Here is a 19,683-nt window from a genome sequence, read left to right as displayed (position 1 = left end):
CGCGTCCCTCCTCACCTGGGCCGGCCCGCTCAGCGACCGATCGCGGCGCGGATGTCGGCCACCGTCACGGTACGCAGCTCGTCGAGGCTGGGCCGCTGACCGGACTGACGCAGCCGTTGCGCCTGGGCCTTGCGAACGCCCTCGAAGAGCTTGCGGGCCTCGCGGGCGTTGCCGAAGTTCTGGTCCCGCTCGATGGTGGCGAAGTGCGCCTGGAGCAGATCGGAGACCCCGTCGGCGAGCAGATACTCGTCGCCGACGGCCATCCGCTCCACGATGACGACCAGTTGCTCGGGGCTGTAGTTGCCGAACTCGATGGTCTTTGCGAAGCGGGACGCCAGACCCGGGTTGGCGTCGAGGAACTGGAGCATCTCCCCGGTGTAGCCGGCGGCGATGACGGCCACCTCGTCGCGATGGTCCTCCATCAGCTTGACGAGCGTGTCGATGGCCTCCTGCCCGAAGTCGCCACCACTGCCGAAGGAGCGGGAGAGGGTGTACGCCTCGTCGATGAAGAGCACCCCGCCCCGGGCCAGGTCGAAGGCCGCGGCCGTCTTCTCGGCCGTGTGGCCGAGGTACTGGCCGACGAGGTCCCGCCGGGACACCTCCCGGAACGCGCCGCCGGGCAGCGCGCCGAGTGCCGCCAGCAGCTCGCCGTAGATGCGGGCCACGGTGGTCTTGCCGGTGCCGGGTGCGCCCGCGAAGATCAGGTGGTGGCTGACCGTGCCGACCGGCAGGCCGGCACTGCGCCGCCACTCGTTCACCTGGATCTCGTCGATGAGCGCGCGGACCTCCTCCTTCACCGACTCCAGGCCGACCATCGCCTCGAGCTCGGCGAGCAGCTTGTCGGTGCGTGCGGTGTCCTGCTGCTTCGCGGCCTGCGCCGCCTCGGCCCCGAAAGTGGCCCGCCGGCTGGCCGTGCCCTCCACGACGGTCGGTGCGGCGCCCTCGGCGACCTCGATCGCCGGCAGTGCGGTGTTCTCGGTGGTGCACTCCTCGACCGTGCCCTGACACCCGCGGGCGAAGGAGACGGCCGGGCCGCGGGTGTCGCGGATCCGGCAGCGGCGCAGTACGGGCGCGCTCTGGTGCACCACGGCGACTCCGGCGTGACCGGTCTGGGAGATGTCGCAGGCCTCGATGGTCGGGCGGCCGTACTGGTAGACGTAGATGCCACGGTTGCCGCAGCGGGTGACCGTGCTGGTCCGGATCGTCGGGGCGGCGCCGATCCGGACGATGATGCCGTCCTCGCTCAGGTCGCTGAACTCGCAGCCCTCCACGGTGCCGTCGGAGTCCTCGACCACCAGCCCGTAGCGGGCGCCGGTGACGCGGCAGCGGGTCAACGTGAACTCCGACCGGCTGGCCACCGAGACGGCCGGGCCGAAACCGGCGCTCAGCTCACACCCGGTCATGGTGAGCGCCGCCCGGTCGGCCGCCACGACCGGCGCGTCCCCGGCCTTGAGGACCAGATCGCGCAGCTCCAGCCGGCCCGAGTTGCACGACACCGTGGGATATGCCCCGGACGAGGCGTCGATGGTGACCGTGCCGGCGCCCTGCGCGGCGACGATGGTGACCCCACGGTCGTTGACGAACAACGCCTCGTAGTAGGTGCCGGGGCTGACCGAGACGACGGCGTCGTCGTCCGCCACCGCGAGCGCGTCACCGATGGACGGATAGGCGCCGGGCTGGTCCGGGGAGACGAGAAGGGTGCGCGTCATGGCTCCGGTCTTCGTACGGCGAAGGGGCACGCCGACGATATCCCAGGCGGTCGACACGGCGGGAGCCCCGTCGCCGCGAGCCGAACCGTGCCACCCGGGACCCGTCCGGTGCGGGGCAGCGGGACCGGGTGCGTCGGCTGCTGGCGGCGCCGATCGGCGGTGCCGGCGAAGGTTTGGCGCGGCCGGGCCAGGTCGACGACGGGTCGGGCAGCCCGGTGCCGGCCCGAGCGGCACGGTGACGGGCCGCTAGGCTCGAACCCGGACCGATGGCCGGTACGCAAGAGCGGGAGGACGGATGGCGGAACTCCGGATGTTGCCGCTCGCCGCGGGCGCGCTGCTGGTCGACGGGACCGTCCACACGCACACCTCGATCCGCGGCGACCTCGCGCCCGACCTGCACCCGGTCATCCGGCGCTTCCTGCACGAGCTGCCGAGCGGCCAGCGGGAGCGCTTCGCCGGCTGGTGCGCCGAGTCGGTCCTGCTCTCCGACCGGCTGTACGCGGCCGAGGCCGAGGGGGGGCCGCTCAGCCCGGCCCGGGCCCGGTCGCTGCTGTGGGGCGCGAAGGTGCGGGTGACCCGGGTCCGGGAGGAGGGCGACCCCCGCCACGGTGAGGTGCAGCCGCCCTGCCGCTCGTGCGCGGCCCTGCTCGACTGGTTCGGCGTGGAGGCGCTGGCATGACCGCACGCTTCCCACCCCTGGTGGCCGAGACGCTCCAGGTCGCCGGCTGGGTTCCCGGCCGCCGCGACGACGAGCGGGCCCGGCGGTGGGCGCTGAGACTGGCCGCCGTCGCCGCGCCGGACGGCCGGCAGCACACCGTCGTCCGCGCCGCCGTCGAGGCATTCGCCGAATTCGGCGGCCTGCTGGTGCGCCCGCAGGGCGACGGAGAAGAGATCGCACCGAGCACGTTCCACCTGGACCCGTTCCTGGTGAACCACTCGGCGGCCACCCTCGCCGCGTTGGCCGGGGCCATCGGCACGCCGCTCACGCCGCTGGGCGAGGAGGGCGACGGCACCGGCATCCTCGCGGTCGACGAGTCGGGGCGCGTGTTCGTGCTGGACCACGGCGGCGACTGGTGTCTCGGCGAGCACCTCGACGAGGCGATCACCGCGTTGGTGCTCGGCCGGCAGCCCCGTCGGGTACGCCAGGACGGCACTTGGTGACCGACTGGGGGCCCGCGACCCCGACGGAGGAGGCACTGCTGGCCGCCGCCGAGGCCGGGGACCGGGACACGCTCCTGGCGACGCTGGCCACCGGACCGCTGCTGCTGCCGGTGTCCCCCGAGGCGGCAGCCGGCCGCGCGCCGGTGGCGTGGCCGACGGCCGGGCACGACGGGCGGACCCACGTCATCGCGTTCACCTCACCCGGGGCGATAGCCGCCTGCCTGCCTGGGCAGTCGGTCAGCTACCGCGTGCTCGCCCTTGCGGACCTGGCCACCGACTGGCCGGACGACGACTGGCTGCTCGCGATCGACGCCGGGCTGCCGATCGGCGTCCGGCTCACCGCCGGGGAGGTGCGTGCGATCGCCGCGCCCGCCCTCGATGCTGAGCGGGAGCTACGCGAAGCGATCGGCCGGCAGGAGCCGGACGCCCTGATGGCGGCCCTGCTCCGGGCGGAGCTGCTGCTGCCGCTGCGGCCGGGCGGGTCCGAGTCGCGGGACCTGTCCGATCCGGACTTCCCGTGGTGGTGCCTCCCGGATGAGCAGGGGCAGCCCTGCCTGCCGGTCTTCACCGCCGAGGCCCGCCTGCGACAGTCCCTCGGCGACCACGATCTGGTCGCGGTCAGCAGCCTCCAGTTGGCCGAGCAGTGGCCGGACCCGTCGTGGCAGCTCCTGCTGAACCCCGGCACTCCGCTGGCGGCGGCGCTGCCCGGCGAGGCCGTGCGGACCCTGCGCGACTGGCTCGGTCAGCTACGGCAGGCGGTCAGCGATGCCACCGAGGAGGAGCGTCAGCGCCTGGAGACGGCCGCGTACGCCGAGCCGGCCACGGTGGGCGTACCGGCACAACGGACAGCGCCGGACGAGGACGACGCCGAGTACGAGCCGGACCCGGACCTGCCGGTGCGGCTGCAGCTGGTCATCCCGCACCGGTACCTGCCGTCGTATCTGGAGGACGGCTATCAGCGGGCCGCCGGGCTGGTGCACGCCTGGGCCGGGCCGGGCCGGGACACGCCCACCCGGCTCTACCGGCGCCTCGGCCTGCTCGGCGAGGGCTCGCCGTTCGCGGAGTCCGACGAATGGGTGGCCGTGCTGCGTTGGGAACCCGACGAGGGCACGCCCGAAGACTGGGGGCGCGGCCAGCCGCGGATGGAGTCGTTGGTGGTACCCGACGGGACGGGCCTGCACTGCCTGCACCACGACGGCCGCGACGAGCTGCTGGCCCGCTTCGACGCGGCCAGCGGGCGCTGGCTGCCGGCCTGACCGTCGGCCGGCTCGTGGCCCTGGCGCAGCCGCAGCCCGGGACGGCCGGGGCTGCGCCGGCAGCGCGCGTCAGCGTCGGTCGCCGCCGAACCAGTCCCTGGCCGACCGGCTCTTGAGCAGGGCGAGTGCCACCCCGGCGAGCCCGCCCACGACCAGCGGCGTGACCATCGTCGGTTGGAAGCTGAGCTTGCCCTGCACGAGCAGGCCGACCAGGGCGACGACGAAGAGCCCGAAGGTGAACGTGGCCGGCGTCCGCAGCCCCGCGGCGCCCGCCCGGCGCCAGGCGAGGACCATCCCACCCACCGTCATGGCCACCAGCAGCAGGCAGAGCGCGAGGATCAGCACGGCGATGACGATCAGGAAGATCTTGCCGTCTCCGTCGCTCCTCGCCATCGCCACGAAGAAGGCGACGCCCGCGACGAGCCAGGTGAGGGCCGTGGGCACCATCAGGAGGATCGCCGCGACCACCGTGATCGGCCGCCGGGTGGCCGTGGGCGGCACCGGCGCACCGGACGGTCCGGCATGCGGGGGTACGGCGCCGGGCGGTGGCGGGGGTACGGCACCGGGGAACCGGGCCGACATCTCGCCTCCTGCCCGTCAGGCGCCCGGCCGGCGCCAGCCGGCGTCGCCCGTCGGGTCGGTGGGGTGGGCCGGCTGCCCACCCGCCGGGCCCGACGGCGGCACGCCCGGCCCGGCCGGATGCGTTCCCGCCACCGGCGGGTACGGCTCGCGCGGTGCCGGCGGGTACGGGGTTCCGCTCTCCGCGGGACCGGCGACCGCGGGGCGGGCCTCCTCCGAGGAGGCCGCGGTCTTCCGACGGAGGCGCCGCCACACGAGCAGCACCACCGTCACCACGAGGCCGAGAAAGAGGAGCACGACCGCCAACGAGACCACGAATTCGACGGTCTTGTTCGATGTCCCTGAGTTCTCCGCGCGCGCACGGGCCAGCGTCGGGTCGAGCGTGGGCTCCTGAGCCGCCTGGCTTTGGCCGCCTCGGCCGTCCGGCTCGCCGGTCAACGCCCGGCGCAGGTCGAGCTGGCCGTAGCCGTAGTCGAGGTCCTTACCCGGTTTGCCGGCGTCGCGCGTGGTCTCCAGTATCCGCTTGAACAGGTCGTACGAGTTGAGGTTCGGGTACTTCGACTTCACCAGGGCGACCGCGCCGGAGACGAGCGCGGCAGAGCCGCTGCTCCCGGTGCTCATCGTGTACTGCCCGTCGGGCAGCGCGGCGAACAGGTCGTCGCCGGGTGCGGCGAGGTCGGTCTCCTCGGCGGGGATGGCGGCGATTCGGCTGGGGCGACCGTTGCGGTCGGTGCCGGTCACCGCGAGCGCGCCGGGGTGCCGGGCCGGGCTACCGATGATCGCGTCCTGCTTGTTGCCGACAGCGGCGACGACGATCACGTTCTTCTGGTACGCCCGTTTCACCGCCCGGTCCAGATCGGCGTCGGTCGAGCTGCCCAGGGAGACGTTGACGACGTCAGCGCCGTGGTCCACCGCCCAGTCGATCCCGGCCGCGAGCGCGTCCGGCGCGATGATCGCCTTGCCCTCGGCGCCCTGCACGGTCACCGGCAGGATCTTGGCCTTCGGGGCGACGCCGAGCACGCCCTCGCGGCCGCCCGGGCCGTGCCCGTGCCCGGCGATCAGGGACGCCATCGCGGTGCCGTGCCCCTGCCGGTCCTGGTGCCCCTTGCTCCGGTCGTCGTAGAGATCCACGCCGGGGAGCACGTTGTTCTTCAGGTCCGGGTGCCGGGCATCCACTCCGGTGTCGACGACCGCGACCGTGATGCCCTCACCCTGGCTGACCTTGTGCAGCTCGGTCAGTTCGAGGGCGTCGAGGTGCCAGGCGTCCTTGCGGCTGTCGGCGGCCTGGGCCGGCGTGCCCGCCAGGGCCAGGGCCGCCAGGACGCTCAGCGCAGCCGTGGCCAGCGTGGCCGCCGGGCGGGGGGCGAGGAGCATCTGTGCGTACCTTCCTCTGTGGGCCGTCGATCGGCCGATGCACGGTCACCGCATGGTACGGGCCGGCCACCCATGGTGTGGTGACCGGCCCGCCCGTGTGTCAGCCCTGACCGAGCGCCTTGCCCTGCTGCCGCGGTCGGTGCTCCACCGGCGCCTCGATGGTGCCGGCCGCGGCCGACTCGGTGGCCCAGAGCTCGTCGTCGCCCTCGCCGTACTCCCAGGTCTCCGGCTCGTCCTCAGCCCGGTGTGCGGCGCTGCGGGAGCCTGGGACGGCCGGGCCTCCCCGGCGTCCACCCAGCGACGGCGCCGGCCCGGTGGTGGGGGCCGGACGCGCCGCGCCACGGCCCGTGAGATCCGGACGTGCACCCGTGCCAGGGGTGAGCGGACCACCGGCACGGGTGCCGCCGGTGCTCGGGCGAGCGGCACTCGGCGGTGTGCCGGGACGGCCAGTGGTCGGGGACCCGGCGCGCGGGCCGGACGTGGCGGGCGTGGCCGGGCCGGTGCCGCGCTGGCCGCCGAGGCTCGGCGGCGGCGACGCCGGCCGGGCCGGAGTGCCCCCCGCGCGCTTGGGGCCGGCGGTGCTGCCCGGCAGACGCGGGCTGGACGGCGGGGCCGCCGGACCGGTCGGCCGAGTGCCGAGGCCCGGCGCGCCGGAGCGGGGGCCACCCGGCCGGCCGGTGCCGGTGTTGCCGGGCAGGGTGGGTCGGTTCGGCGCGGCGCCGCGATTCGCCGGGTTCCCGCCGGGGCCGGGGTTGCCGGCGCCCGGCAGGGTGGGCCGGTTCGGCGCCGAACTGCGGGTGCCCGGGTTGGGTGCCCCGGCACCCGGCAGGGTGGTGCGCGGGGTGCCCGGCCGGCTGGTGGTGTTCGGCGCGTTCGGACGCGGGTTGCCCTGGCCGCCGGCAACCGGCAGCACCGGAGTGGGCGGGGGCGGGGTTGCCGGCGTGCCGGTGACCGGCGGCGCGGCGGGCGGGGGCCCGGGCGGCGCGGGAGGTGCGGTCACGGTGCCGGCGAGCGTGACCTCGTCGGGCAGGCCCGGCGGCGGCGGGGGGGTGGGCGTGGTGGGCGTGTCGGGGCGGTTGGGCATGTCCGGCCGGGTCGGCCGGTCGCCGGACATGGTCGGGGCGACCGGCTTCGGCCCGGCCGGTGCGCCGGGGCGAGTGGGCCGCGGGGCCAGCGAGGGGGTGTGCACGACCGCGTTCGTCGGCCCCTTGTACATGCCGCCGCGCGTGATGTTCGAGATGTAGACGTCGATGTAGAGGTCCGCGAGCGGCTTGACGATGTTCTTCGCCCGCTCGTGGAATTCCTTCTGCACGTCCTCGTACGACTTGGCGTTGTTCATCCCGAACAGGTCGCCGAACTGCACGCCCTCGTCGTCCTTGGCCTTCTGGGCCTGGTGCTCCTGCTCGGCCTTGTACTCCAGCCAGAGCTCGCGCATCTCGGTCTGCGTCGTCTGGATCTTGCCGGCGAGCTGCTCCAGGCCGCTGGCCGTCTTGTCGGCGACATCCTTCCACTCGTCCAGCGAGTAGAGGGCCGCGCCCACCTTGCTCATGAAGACCCGGCCCGCCGGCGACCGCCACTTGGCGTCCAGCGCGTCGGCGTGCCGCTTGAGGTTCTCCCGCGTGGTCTGCAGCAGGCTGCTGGTCCGCCGCCAGGTTTCGGCGAGGGCGACGGTACGCTCGTCGCTCTCCTTGCGGGCGTACTCCCACATCTGCTCGACGGTGACCCCGTCCCACTGGGTGGGCTCGTAGGGTGCGGCCTGGGCAGACCGCTCGGCGGCGTAGTCGTCAACGTTGCCGGAGTAACCCGGATCGTACGGCTTCGTCCATCCGTAGTAGTTGTCGCTCATCCCCGCTCCTCAGGTTCCCGTCCCCTGCCGACCGTCAGGACCGCACGTCCGGGCGTGCCACCTCGTCGCCGTACATCTGCTCGTTGTCACCCTGGACCCGGTAGGAGCCGGAGCCCTCGCCGATGGTCTCCGGCTTGTCCACCTCCGGCGTCTCCTCCGAGTCGTCGTCCACACTGCAGACGTCCGGGCCGTAGTAGGTCGCCGGGTCCATGGCCTCCTGCGGGACCGTGCTGGCCGGGTCCTTGTTCTCGTCCCCGCCCTGCTGCCAGTAGTCGTTGAGCGTCTTCTGCCCGTCGACACCCATGAAGGCGTTGTAGACGTCGTCGTTGGTGGCCTGGGCCAGCGCGTCCCCGGTGAGGTACTCGGCGGAGATCGACGCCGCGGCCGTGCTGAGCGAGACCAGGCCCTTCATCGCGTCGCCGAGCATTTGCGCCACCGCCGAGCGGCTCTCGTCGTGCCGGCCCCGGAAGAACTTGCCCTCCTTGAGCCCACCTCCGCCGAACGGCGCCTGCACGGTGAGCATGGGGCGTACGCCGTTCTCGAAGCTGGGCCGGAAATTGGTTTCCAGCTCGTCCTGGATGGCCTTCGCGAAGTCCTTCAGCTGCTGGATGTCGACGTCGATGTTCTCGTCGACGAGCCACTCGTCGCCCATCTGCCTCCCCGTTCGCTCACACGCCAGCGGCGCGGCTGTGCCCCCAGCCGCGACGCCATACTTCCACTCTGGTGGACGATAGCCTCATCGGGCAACCCCGCGTGGTGCTCACGTCCGTGGCGGCAGATTCACCAGCTGCACGAGGCGGGTGCCCTCCCGCCGCGTGACCAGCCAGCCCCGGCCCGGCGGCAGCGGCCCGGGGCGGACGGTGCCGAGCAGCACACCCTCGTCCCGGTTGCCGGACATCACGATGCCCGGCGTGCTGATCTCCCGCAGCCGCATCAGCACCGGCTCGTACAGCGCCCGGCTCGCGCCGCCGGTGCGGCGGGCGATGACCAGGTGCAGACCGATGTCCCGGGCCTGCGGCAGGAACTCCAGCAGCGGGGTCAGCGGGTTGCTGCCCGCGCCCGCCACCAGGTCGTAGTCGTCGACCAGGACGTACAGGTCCGGGCCCTTCCACCAGCTGCGGGCGCGCAGTTGGTCCGGCGTCACGTCGTTGGGTGGCAGCCGGTCCCGCATCACCCCTGCGACCTCGGCGATGATGCCCTCGGTGAGCTGGGCCGACGAGCCGTACCCGATCAGGTGCGGGGTGTTGATGTCGCCGAGCATGCTGCGGCGGTAGTCGACGATGACCAGCCGGGCCTCGGTCAGCTCGTTGCGGTCGACGATGGTCTGCGCCAGCGCCCGCAGGAACGTGCTCTTGCCGGACTCACCGTCGCCGAAGAGCAGGAAGTGCGGGTCGGCGGAGAAGTCCAGGTGCACCGGCTGGAGGTCCACCTCGGCGATGCCGATCGGCACCCCGGGCCGTCCGGTGGCCGGCAGGCTGTTGTACGGGACCACCGGCGGAAGCAGCCGGATCGGCGGAGCGCCCGGCCCCTGCCAGGCGCCGGCCAGGTCGTTGACCAGCTTGCGGGCCCCCTCGGGCAGGGTGTCCGTTTCCTGCGCGCCGTCGGTGCGGGGCAGGGCGGCGAGGAACTGCTGCCCGTCGGCGGTGATGCCCCGGCCGGGTGACTTCTCCGGCACGTTCATCGCGGCCCGACGGTCCAGGAGGGAGTCCCCCGCGTCGGCCAGCCAGAGCTCCAGCCGGGTACCGAAGACGTCCCGCACGGCAGGGCGCAGGTCCATCCAGCGGCCGGCGGTGACGACCAGGTGGATGCCGAAGGAGAGACCCCGGTTGGCGATGTCGTTGATGGTCGGCTCGAGGTCCTCGAACTCGGCGCGGATGGTGGACCAGCCGTCGATGACCAGGAAGACGTCGCCGAACGGATCGTCGGTGTGCTGGCCGTGCCGACGGGCCCGCCGGTACTCGGTCATCGAGTCGATCCCGCGCTCGGCGAACCGCCGCTCCCGCTCGCCCATCAGCAGTTGCATCTCGGCGACGGTTCGGCGGACCAGACCGCCGTCGAGCCGGGTGGCGACCGCGCCGACGTGCGGCAGGTCGCGCAGCGAGGAGAGCGCGCTGCTACCCAGGTCGAGGCAGTAGACCTGAGCCTCCCGGGGAGTGTGGGTCAGCGCCAGCGAGGCGACGATCGTACGCAGCAGCGTGCTCTTGCCGCTCTGCGGGCCGCCGACGACCACCGTGTGGCCGGCCGCGCCGGCCAGGTCGAACCAGAGCACGTCCCGGCGCTGGTCGAACGGCTTGTCGACGACGCCGACGGCCACCTGCAGCTCGCCCACCAGGCCGGCGTGCGCGACCGTCACGCCCCGGGCCGGGTCCGCGGTCAGCGGCGGCAGCAGCTGGTCCAGCGTCGGCGGCTCCGCCAGCGGGGGCAGCCATACCTGGTGGGCCGGCGCACCCCGGCCGGCGAGCCGGCCGACCAGGATGTCCAGCACGCTGTCGCCGCCCGTGTCGGCCGGCTCCGGTGTCGTCTCCTGGACCGTACGGGTCACCGGCGGCGCGACGTAGACGGTGCTGTACTCCCGCACGCGCTCCTCGCCGTCACCGGCGGCGACCGCCTCGGCCGTCTTGCTGCGGTAGGTGCCGGAGACGTACGCGGCCTTGAAGCGGACCAGTGGCTCGGTGCCGAAGCGCAGGTAGCCGTGGCCCGGCGAACGGGGCAGCTCGTACGCGTCGGTGGCGCCGAGCACCACCCGGCTCTCCATCGCCGAGAACGTCCGCAGACCGATCCGGTACGACAGGTGGGTGTCCAGGCCGCGCAGCCGGCCCTCCTCCAGCCGCTGCGAGGCGAGCAGCAGATGCACGCCGAGCGACCGGCCGACCCGGCCGATCTGCACGAACATGTCGATGAAGTCCGGCTTGGCGGTGAGCAGCTCGGAGAACTCGTCGCAGATGATGAGCAGGCTCGGCAGCGGCGCCAACGGGGCGCCCGCCGCCCGGGCCTTCTCGTAGTCGCGTTGCGAGGCGTAGTTGCCGGCCGCGCGCAGCAGCTCCTGCCGGCGCACCAGCTCACCGTTGATCGCGTCGGTCATCCGGTCGACCAGTGGCAGCTCGTCGGACAGGTTGGTGATCACCGCGCTGGTGTGCGGCAGGGCGTCCAGCCGGGTGAAGGTCGCGCCACCCTTGAAGTCGACCAGGACGAAGTTCAGGCTCTCCGAGCTGTGCGTGGCGGCGAGCGCCAGCACCAGCGTGCGCAGCAGCTCGGACTTGCCGGAGCCGGTGGCGCCGATCAGCAGGCCGTGCGGGCCCATGCCGTCCTGCGCGGACTCCTTGAGGTCCAGCTCGACCGGAGCGCCGTCGGTGCCCACACCGATCGGCACCCGCAGCCGGTCCCGGTTCGGCCGGGGCTGCCAGGCCCGATCGACCTCGAAATCGTACGGGTCGCCGAGGTTGAGCAGTTCGGCCAGACCCAGCTCGGCGGTGAGCGGGGCATCGCCCCCTCGGGACGCGGCCGAGAGGCGCAGCGGGGCCAGCTGCATGGCGAGCGCCTCGATCTCTGCGATCCGGCAGTCGTCGGCCCGCCCGATCTCCGCCGAACCGTCCACCGTGGTGCTGTGCAGCCGCCGGTCGGCGGTCACGTCGAGCACCAACCGGGCCCGGTCCAGCACCCGTGGCGCCGGGTGGGAGAGGTCGAGCAGGGTGACCCCCTCCACGCCACCCTCGGTCATCAGGTGGTCCGATCCGGCGGTGTCGCCGCCGTCGATGATGACCAGGACGTGCGGCCCGCCCACCTGAGGCGCACCGCCGGAGGAGTTGAACCGCGGTCGGCTCGCCAGCACGTCGTCGAGCATCGCCTCGAGCCCGGTGACCGAGGGTGCGACCAGCCGGAGCTGACCGAGCGCGTCGGTGCGGGTCGGGTGCAGCGCGTGCGGCAGCCACTTCGTCCACTCCCACGCGGCCCGCCGGTCGGCGGCCACGCAGACCGCGACGAGCATGTCGTCCGGCGCGTGGAACGCGGTGGCCTGGGCCAGCACCGACGTGACCAGCCCCCGCACCGCATCGTCGTCGCCATGCAGGTGAACCCGGGCGAAGCCGTTGAGCGCCATCGTCACCGGCAGGTCCGGCACCTCGCCGTAGGTGGTCAGGAAACGGCGCAGCGCCAGCGCGCACATCGGCTCCAGCTTCTCGAGCGACGTCGCGGGCGGCGGGACCAACGGCGTGGCCAGCTCCTGCGGACCGAGACCGATGCGTACGGTGGCGAAGTCCACGTCGCCGCGCCGGCGCTCCCACAGCCGCGGCCCGAGCGGGACGGACCAGAGCGCGTCCGGATCCGGGTGCCGGTAGAACGCCGCTTCCTGCTGCTTGCGGATCGTCTTGAGCACCCGGCGGCGCTGCCGCGACAGGTGCGTCATGTACTCGCGCCGCTTCTGCAGCATCTCCTGCTTGCTCGGGCCGCCGGAGTTGTTGGTGAGCTGGGAGGCGAGCATGCCGATCGCGGAAAGGCCGAAGAGTCCGCCGGTGACGTAACCGAGGGTGCTGCCGCCCCGGCCGGCGAACATCAGCGCCATGGCGAACGAGCCGGCGAGCATCGGCAGCAGCATCAGCATCTGGCCCCAGGCGCGTCCACTGGGCGCGGGCACCTCAGGTGGCGCCTCCAGCAGGACCTCGCCGGACGGGTACTCCGGCTCCGGCTGCCGGGCCGGACGTTTCACGACGACCGTGCTCACCTATCAGACCTCCCCGCTGGCGCGCCCGGACCCGATCGGACCGAACCGGCGCCCACGCCACCGGCACATGGTAGGTAGCCTCTTCTCGTCATGACAGCCGCGGGCCCTATCCGGTCCGCTCCTCGTCCCGAGGGGTCATCAGTGGTCACCCAGGCCGGAACCGGACTTGTGCGCATCGCCGTCGTCGCCCCGAACCGACGGCTCGATCTCGCCCTGCCCGAGCATCTGCCGCTCGTCGGGCTCCTCCCCGCGGTGCTGCGGCAGGCGGAAGAGCACCCGTCGGACGGGACGGCACACGGTGGCTGGATGCTGCGCCGCACCGACGGCACCGCCGTCGACCTGAACCGTACGCTCGCCGCGCAGAACGTCCGGGACGGCGAGACGCTGCACCTGGTGCCGCGCCGCACCGAGTGGCCCGAGCTGGCGTACGACGATCTGATGGAGGCTGTCGCGGACGGTGCCCGCCGGCGTGGTGTGGCCTGGAACCCGCTCGCGACCCGGCTGACCGGTCTGATCGTCGCCGGTGCGCTGCTGCTGCTCGGCCTGGCCGTCATCGTCGCATCCGACGAGCCCGGCTGGCTCGGTGGCGTGATCGCCCTCGGCACCGCCGGGGTGCTGCTGCTGGTCGGGATCGTGCTGTCCCGGGCGATGGCCGACTCCCTCGCCGGGGCCGTGGTCGCCGCCGCCGGTCTGCCGTACGCCTTCGTCGGCGGCACCCTGGTGATCGGCACCGGAGAGTCGGTCTGGGCGCTCGGCGCGCCACACGTGCTGCTCGGTTCCGCCGTCCTGCTCCTCACCGGCCTGCTCGGCTTCCTCGGTGTGGGCGACGCGACCCGGGTCTTCGTGGCGGCGGTCTTCGCCGGGTTCTGGGGCATGCTCGGCGGCCTCTTCGCCCTCGGCTCGATGGACGCGGCGCAGGGCGCGGCGATCGTGGTCAGCGCGGTGACCCTGCTGCTGCCGGCGATGCCGCTGCTCGCCGTGCGGCTCGGCAAGATGCCGATGCCGGCGCTGCCCCGCACCGCCGAGGACCTGCTGCGCGACGAGCCGCAACCCCGGCGCGAGTTGGTCTATCAGGCCACCGCCCGGGCCGACGAGGTGCTCACCGGCATGATCTTCGGCTCGTTCGTGGTCACCGTCGGCTGCCTGACCGTGCTCACCGCACACGGCTCGGTCGCCGCCCTGCTGCTGGCCGGAGTGGTCGCACTCGGTCACCTGCTGCGGGCCCGGCTGGTGCCGACCGTCCGGCACCGCGTGCCGCTGCTCGCCGTGGGCCTGGTCGGGCTGGCCCTGCTGCCCCTGGTCGGCGCGGCAGACGCCGGAACGGTGCTGCGGGTGCTGGCCGTGCTGCCGGTGGCGGTGGTCGCGGCCGGGTTCTCGGTCAGCGCCGGGCTCGCCTACAGCCGGCGTGCCCCGTCGCCCCGACTGGCCCGCCTCGGGGACCTTCTCGACATCCTGCTGCAACTGGCCGTGGTGCCGGTGGCGTGCAGCGTCCTGGGCCTGTACGCGTTCATGCGCGCGCTGAACGGCTGACGCCGGGCGCTAGCCACCGGTCCGTCGAGGGTGTCCGGGGAGCCGAAGGCTCACAGGGTGACGTCGCTGACCGCCGGTGCCTTGCCGCCGCGGACGAGCGCGACGATCGCGGTGTCGATGTCCGGGCCGAGGAAGAAGTCGTCGGCCCAGTGCAGCTGGAAGACCCGCCCCTGAGCGTCGATGACGAGTTCGGAGGGCCCGTCGGCGTTGTTGCCGAGCGGGAAGACCGGGTTGCCGTACTCCTCGGCGAAGGTCTCGGAGCCCTCCGCCAACACACCGCCGCGGGTGGGATGGAGGGCGCTCCCGAAGCCGCCTCCCGGCTCGCCGTGCCCGCCGAACTGGGGCAGGCGCAGGCCGCCGAATTCGACCAGGGCGGCCCGTGCCGCCGGGAAGAACTCCAGCCCGGCCAGTTCGTCGGCGAAACGGGCCAGCCACAGGTCGACGGCGGCGGTCATGTCGCGGCCGGGAAACCAGCCGGCTTTCTCCAGCACCTCGCGGACGTCCGGCGGGAAGCGACCCTCGGCGGCGCGGTGCTTCGCGTACCGTTCCGCGATCGCCGGGGCGGGCAGCGACGGCCACTGGGACAGCTCCCCGGTCTCCCGGTCGATGACCGCGGTGGGTTGTCCGGTTGCCGCCGGTGGCCGGGGTGGCCCGTTCGCTGCCTCCGGCTCGGGTTCACGGCGAGAGGCGATGAAGCCCAGATCGAACTCGTACAGGTCGACCTCCGGTGCCGGTCCGGGGTGGCCGGCGGCAGCCCATTGCCGGGCGCGGGCCAGCGCCTCCTCACGACTGATCATCGGAACTCCCTCGGGCCGTGGTCGTCCTGGTCGCCGGCTGCGACCGGGTGCCGGCACCACCGTGTTCGGCGCGGTGCCTATCGTAGGCACCGCGGTCCGGCGCTTCCGTCCGTGCCGACCGTACGCCAGGGGAGGATGCCATGCCGTCGCGGCGGGACCAGGTCCAGTCGTACCAGTTCTTCGTCCAGCGGATGACGTCCGCGCTCGTGGCGCGCGAACCTGATCCGGAGGCCGCGCCGTTCCGGCGGCTCGGTGGCGCCGGCTTCGCGGGCATCATGGTCGCGGTGCTCTGCCTCGCCGCGGTGGGCGTCTACGGCCTACTGCGTCCCGGTGGCGCCACCAAGTGGAAGGCGGGCGGGGCGGTCGTCCTCGAGAAGGAGACCGGCACCCGATACGTCTACCGGGAGGGCCGGCTGCACCCGGTGGTCAATTACTCGTCCGCGCTGTTGGCGATGGGGTCGGCGGTGCCCACCGTCTCCGTCTCCCGGAACTCGCTGGTCGGCACGCCGCGCGGCCCCCGGATCGGCATTCCGGACGCACCGGACGCCCTGCCCGACCCGAAGCGGATCCTCTCCGGGCCGTGGACGCTCTGCACCCAACCGGCCCGGAACCAGGCCGGTGGGACCGTGGCCACCACCGTCCTCACCGTCGGCAAGGCGCCCAGCGGCGGACGTGAGATGGGCGATACCGCGCTGTTGGTCCGGGACACCAAGACGAGCCGGTTACACCTGATCTGGCACGACCACCGGTACGAGATCCGCAACCAGAAGATCGTCCTCGAAGGGCTCATCATGACCGCGGAGCCGGTGGTCGAGGTGGGCGGGGCGTGGCTCAACGCGCTGCCCGCCGGCGAACCGATCGGCACCCGGACGGTGGCCGGCCGGGGTGAGCCGTCGGACGCGCTGCGGGATGCCCGGGTCGGCCAGATCTTCGTCGTGGAGAGTCAGAACGGCAGCCGCCAGTACTACCTCGCCGACCGGGAGCGGCTGGCTCCGCTGACTCCGCTGCAGGCCGACGTGTTGCTGGCCGACCCGGAGACGCGGGGGTCGTATCCGGACGGGTCGACGCCCCGGGCGGTACCGCTCGCGGCCGGCACCGCCGCAGCCGCTCCCAAGGCGTCGGTCCCTGCGGCGGGGCCTCACCGCGCGCCCGACCAACGCCCCGAGGTCGCCCGGCTGACCGGCGACCAGCCGGCCGTCTGCGCCGGCTACCAACCGGGGCAGGACGAGCCGACCCTGCTGTTGGACGCCCAGGTGCAGCCGGTGAAGGAGCCGGTACGCACCGGCGAGCAGACCGGCGACGGCATCCCGCTCGCCGACCGGGTGGTCATCGAACCCGGGTACGGCGTGCTGGTCGCCGCCATGCCGTCGCCGGACGCCCCGACCGGCACCCTGAATCTGGTCACCGACCTGGGTTACCGGTATCCGTTGGCCTCCGAAGATGTGCCGGGGATGCTCGGCTACCAGGGTGTGCGGCCCGTCGAACTGCCGGCGAGTCTGGTCGTCCGGCTACCGGCCGGCCCCGCGCTCGACCCGGCGAGTGCGAAACGGGCGCTGGACCCGGAGTGACCGCACCCGCCACAGTGGCGCACGTTGCGGGTTCGAATGCAGACCGGCCTAGCGTCGGCTGGACGCGACCCGTTACGGTTCGTACGAGAAATGGTGCACGAGCGCCGTAACAATGGCTGCCCCCAGCGACGCGGGGCGATCGACGAGGACGGGGGTGACTCCACCATGACGATGCGTACCGACACCGGCTTGATGGTGAAGACCGAGGGTGACGTAGATGCCGTCGCCGACCGGCTCACCAGCAACCTGAACGGGCTGATGGACCAGCTCACGCCGCTGTACGACCAGTGGAAGGGTGCTGGTGCGGGCTCGTTCCAGCAGGTTCGCGAGCGGTTCGACCAGGACATGGCCCGGTTGAACGTGGCACTGCGTGCCATCGCCGAGGCCGTCGGGTCCGCCGGTAAGGACTACGACGTCAGCGACGAGGAGATCCGGTCCGAGATGGACTCTGCCGGCGCCACCGCCGGCCAGATCACCGCGGCGCTCAAGCTCTGACGGGGAGGGGTTCCGAGATGGAGATCCGTTACAACTTCGGTGCGTTGAACGCCGCGGCGGACAGCTGCGGTGGTGCCATGCGAAACCTGACCGGCGAGCTCGACGGGCTCAAGTCCGGCATCGCGCCGCTGCTCGCGACCTGGGACGGTGACGCCCGCGAGGCGTACTTCCGTCGGCAGAACGACTGGGAGTCGGCCGCCAACGACCTGCGTGACCTGCTCGGCCGGATCGAGAAGGCGCTGCGCGAGTCGGCGGTCAAGATGCAGGCCCGCGAGGCCGCGAACCGGGCGAAGTTCGGCGACTGAGCCCAACCGTTGAGTGTCGATGGCCCGGCCCCGTGCCGGGCCATCGTCGTTCCCGCCATCGTCTGACGACGCAGGCCCGGCTTCGGACGCGCATTGACGACGCAGGCCCGGCCTCGGGCGTGCCCTGACGACGCAGGCTCGGCTTCGGGGTTGTCTTCAGCCGCGGGGCAGCGAGGTGGGCACCCGGAAGAGCGCCTCCTCGGGCTCGTCGACCTCCCGGACCGGGGGTGGCGGCGCCGCCGGCCGGGTCGGCCGCCACCGCAGGCGACGTCCGCGCGGCAGCAACGAGGCCGCCGCGCCGATGGCGAGCGCGATGGCCGCCACCACCAGCCCGCCCCAGAGCGCCACCCGGCCGAAGACGCTCCACCGCTGCGCGCGCTCCTGCGCCGCCGGGTCGTACGACGGGTCGGGCAGCGGGGGCTGGGCCACCGGAGCCCCCTTGGTCAGCCGCTCGGTGACCGCCCGGTACGGGTTCAGCACGCCCTGTCCGTAGCCCTGCTCCGGATTCCCGCGCGCCGGGTCCACCGTCGCGACCAGCCGACGGGTGACCTCCGCCGCCGACAGGCCCGGCTCGGCGGAGCGGATCAGGGCGGCCGTCGCGCTCACCAGCGGGGCCGCGAAGCTGGTGCCGCTCCAGACCGCGTGGCCGGAGAGACGGGTCGCCGCCACCACCGCGCCGCCGGGCGCCACGAGATCGACGTACGGCCCGACCTGCGACTGCTTCACCCGCGCGCCCTGCTGGTCGATCGCGCCGACCCCGATCACACCCTCGTAGGCGGCGGGATAGGGCACCGGGTCGGGACGCTCGCCGTCCTGGTGCAGGTTGCCGGCGGCGGCGATCAGCACCACGTCCTTCTCCCGCGCGTAGCGGATCGCGCTCTCGACGGCGGGGTCGGGGCGGTAGAGCGTCACGGACATGTTCACCACGTCCGCGCCATCGTCGACCGCCCGGCGGATGGCCTGCGCGAAGACCGCTGTGGAGACGCTTCCGCCCTGGTCCTCCCCGCCCTCGTTGCCGGCCCGTTCGCTGACCCGGATCGGGACGATCGTGGCGTCCGGGGCCAGGCCGTGGAAGCCGACGCCGTCCTGCGGACGGGCGGCGATGAGGCTGGCGACCGCCGTGCCGTGCGAGACGCAGTCGACGTCGCCGCCGGCGGTGCCGCGCAGCGCGTCGAAGCCCTTGGCCACCCGGCCGCTCAACTGGGCGTGGTTGCCGTCGGAGCCGGAGTCGATGACCGCCACCCGCACCCTCGCGCCCGTGCTGAACGGCCACACCCGTTGCGGCGCGAGCCACTGCTGGTGCCACGGGGTCGCGCTGATGACCTGCCCCGGATCGCTCGGGTTGTCACAGACCGCCGGGGCCGCCACGGCCCGCGTCGGCGCGCCGAGGATGGTCGTGCCCGTCAGCGCCACCACCAGGGCAGCAGCGGACGTACGACGGCCGAGGGCCATTCCGCGCTCACCTCCAGTCTGCACGGCGTCGGTGCATCGTAGCGATCCTCGGAACTGGACCGGATACCCCGATGTCGCGCCGGTTCAGTATGGTCGACCTGTCACGCCGTCGGTCGGATCGCGGCGGCACGTGGACGTGCAGGGGGAGGACGCCATGGACACGCAGGCGATGCGCGCCCGGGCCGACGAGCTGATGGCCCAGTTCGAGCGGATGCGTTCGGGCGTGGGTGACCTCCAGCAACGACTCAAGGCCGTGAACGCCACCGTCACCTCCGACGACGGGTTCGTCACCGTCACCGTGGGCCCCCGAGGCCAGGTGGTCAAGGTGGAGTTCGACCCACGCATCTACCGGCGGCCGAACTCGAAGGAACTCTCCGCCACGGTCACCGACACGATCCGGCGGGCAACCGAGAAGGCGATGGCCGACGTCGAGGAGCTGTTGCGGCCCTTCGTGCCGGACAGCCAGTTCCAGGCGTACATGGACCACGACCTGGACGGCATCTTCCGTCAGCTGGACAGCGAACTTCCACGGGAGGACGACCGATGAGTGACCCGAACGAGACCTTCGTCAACCCCGACGGCGCGCGGGACGGCGGCCGTCGGCTCGGTGTCGCCGGCTCGACGCTGGCCAGCCGCTGGGCGCAGCACGCGGCCACCATCTCCTCGCTCAACGCCTCGGCCCCCTGGGGCACCGACGAGCCGGGCAAGGAGTTCAACAAGCACTACCTGGAGGGTAAGGACGCCCCCGCCACCAGCGTCCTCACCGGCGGCAAGACGATCGTCGACCTGGTCAAGGTGCTGGGTCCCGACGTGACCAGCGCCGTCGACGGCACCGTCGAGGTCGACGACATGGTCGACAAGTGGTTCGGCGGCGAGGACAAGTAACCTCCCACT

17 protein-coding genes are annotated in these 19,683 nt (G+C 73.1%); 9 read left to right on the top strand and 8 right to left on the bottom strand.

What is annotated here, in order from left to right:
• Positions 1-29 precede the first annotated feature (29 nt).
• The gene (locus tag ACGF5G_RS01740) at positions 30-1,709 is read right to left on the bottom strand and encodes a right-handed parallel beta-helix repeat-containing protein (protein WP_393257960.1); all 1,680 of its coding nucleotides are present in this window, start codon (positions 1,707-1,709) and stop codon (positions 30-32) included.
• Between the two features lie 310 nt (positions 1,710-2,019).
• Between ACGF5G_RS01740 and ACGF5G_RS01735 the strand changes: the two genes are divergently transcribed.
• The 3 genes from ACGF5G_RS01735 to ACGF5G_RS01725 are packed head-to-tail and all read left to right on the top strand — an operon-like array spanning position 2,020 to position 4,126.
• Positions 2,020-2,388 (top strand): YwqJ-related putative deaminase, encoded by a 369-nt coding sequence (locus tag ACGF5G_RS01735; protein ID WP_393259183.1) that lies wholly within the window; start codon positions 2,020-2,022, stop codon positions 2,386-2,388.
• Entirely contained in the window at positions 2,385-2,870 is a 486-nt protein-coding gene (locus ACGF5G_RS01730; protein ID WP_393257958.1) for an SUKH-3 domain-containing protein, read from the top strand. Before ACGF5G_RS01735 ends, ACGF5G_RS01730 begins: the two co-directional genes overlap by 4 nt.
• Positions 2,864-4,126 (top strand): SseB family protein, encoded by a 1,263-nt coding sequence (locus tag ACGF5G_RS01725; protein WP_393257956.1) that lies wholly within the window; start codon positions 2,864-2,866, stop codon positions 4,124-4,126. Before ACGF5G_RS01730 ends, ACGF5G_RS01725 begins: the two co-directional genes overlap by 7 nt.
• Before the next feature lie 69 nt (positions 4,127-4,195).
• On the opposite strand, the gene ACGF5G_RS01720 is transcribed toward ACGF5G_RS01725, so the two are convergent.
• The 5 genes from ACGF5G_RS01720 to eccCa form a co-directional block, all read right to left on the bottom strand.
• Complete coding sequence (locus tag ACGF5G_RS01720; RefSeq protein ID WP_393257954.1) at positions 4,196-4,708, bottom strand: hypothetical protein; 513 nt, start codon at positions 4,706-4,708, stop codon at positions 4,196-4,198.
• Between the two features lie 15 nt (positions 4,709-4,723).
• Positions 4,724-6,079 carry a type VII secretion-associated serine protease mycosin gene (gene mycP / locus ACGF5G_RS01715; protein WP_393257952.1) on the bottom strand — a complete coding sequence of 452 codons (1,356 nt, stop codon included), beginning with the start codon at positions 6,077-6,079 and terminating at the stop codon, positions 4,724-4,726.
• 100 nt (positions 6,080-6,179) lie between these two features.
• Positions 6,180-7,925: a hypothetical protein gene (locus ACGF5G_RS01710; RefSeq protein ID WP_393257950.1), complete on the bottom strand. Its 1,746-nt coding sequence runs from the start codon at positions 7,923-7,925 to the stop codon at positions 6,180-6,182.
• Between the two features lie 34 nt (positions 7,926-7,959).
• On the bottom strand, positions 7,960-8,577 hold the full coding sequence (locus tag ACGF5G_RS01705; protein WP_393257948.1) for a hypothetical protein: 618 nt from the start codon (positions 8,575-8,577) through the stop codon (positions 7,960-7,962).
• 108 nt (positions 8,578-8,685) lie between these two features.
• On the bottom strand, positions 8,686-12,642 hold the full coding sequence (eccCa, locus tag ACGF5G_RS01700) for a type VII secretion protein EccCa (RefSeq protein WP_393257946.1): 3,957 nt from the start codon (positions 12,640-12,642) through the stop codon (positions 8,686-8,688).
• Positions 12,643-12,783: 141 nt separating this feature from the next.
• On the opposite strand from eccCa, the gene eccD reads away from it, so the two are divergent.
• Positions 12,784-14,172: a type VII secretion integral membrane protein EccD gene (gene eccD, locus ACGF5G_RS01695; protein WP_393257944.1), complete on the top strand. Its 1,389-nt coding sequence runs from the start codon at positions 12,784-12,786 to the stop codon at positions 14,170-14,172.
• A 50-nt stretch (positions 14,173-14,222) separates the two neighbouring features.
• On the opposite strand, the gene ACGF5G_RS01690 is transcribed toward eccD, so the two are convergent.
• On the bottom strand, positions 14,223-14,969 hold the full coding sequence (locus ACGF5G_RS01690) for an SUKH-3 domain-containing protein (RefSeq protein WP_393257942.1): 747 nt from the start codon (positions 14,967-14,969) through the stop codon (positions 14,223-14,225).
• Between the two features lie 140 nt (positions 14,970-15,109).
• On the opposite strand from ACGF5G_RS01690, the gene eccB reads away from it, so the two are divergent.
• From eccB to ACGF5G_RS01675, 3 genes are all read left to right on the top strand, one after another.
• Positions 15,110-16,537 (top strand): type VII secretion protein EccB, encoded by a 1,428-nt coding sequence (gene eccB / locus ACGF5G_RS01685; protein WP_393257940.1) that lies wholly within the window; start codon positions 15,110-15,112, stop codon positions 16,535-16,537.
• A gap of 165 nt (positions 16,538-16,702) precedes the next feature.
• Complete coding sequence (locus ACGF5G_RS01680; protein WP_393257938.1) at positions 16,703-17,032, top strand: WXG100 family type VII secretion target; 330 nt, start codon at positions 16,703-16,705, stop codon at positions 17,030-17,032.
• Positions 17,033-17,049: 17 nt separating this feature from the next.
• Positions 17,050-17,337 carry a WXG100 family type VII secretion target gene (locus tag ACGF5G_RS01675; protein WP_393257936.1) on the top strand — a complete coding sequence of 96 codons (288 nt, stop codon included), beginning with the start codon at positions 17,050-17,052 and terminating at the stop codon, positions 17,335-17,337.
• A 156-nt stretch (positions 17,338-17,493) separates the two neighbouring features.
• Here the strand turns inward: ACGF5G_RS01675 and mycP (ACGF5G_RS01670) are convergent, their stop codons facing one another.
• A complete protein-coding gene (gene mycP / locus ACGF5G_RS01670) occupies positions 17,494-18,789 on the bottom strand; it encodes a type VII secretion-associated serine protease mycosin (RefSeq protein ID WP_393257933.1) in 1,296 nt (431 codons plus the stop codon).
• Positions 18,790-18,943: 154 nt separating this feature from the next.
• Between mycP (ACGF5G_RS01670) and ACGF5G_RS01665 the strand changes: the two genes are divergently transcribed.
• Positions 18,944-19,336 carry a YbaB/EbfC family nucleoid-associated protein gene (locus ACGF5G_RS01665; RefSeq protein ID WP_393257931.1) on the top strand — a complete coding sequence of 131 codons (393 nt, stop codon included), beginning with the start codon at positions 18,944-18,946 and terminating at the stop codon, positions 19,334-19,336.
• Positions 19,333-19,674, top strand: coding sequence for a hypothetical protein (locus ACGF5G_RS01660; protein WP_393257929.1), 342 nt, complete (start codon positions 19,333-19,335; stop codon positions 19,672-19,674). The genes ACGF5G_RS01665 and ACGF5G_RS01660 overlap by 4 nt, the downstream gene beginning before the upstream one ends.
• Positions 19,675-19,683 lie beyond the last annotated feature (9 nt).

Origin of the sequence: Micromonospora sp. NPDC047730, from assembly GCF_043204765.1 — a bacterium.
Lineage (GTDB): Bacteria > Actinomycetota > Actinomycetes > Mycobacteriales > Micromonosporaceae > Micromonospora.
Note: the sequence above shows the minus strand (reverse complement) of the source record. Positions and strands in the feature narration are given on the sequence as shown.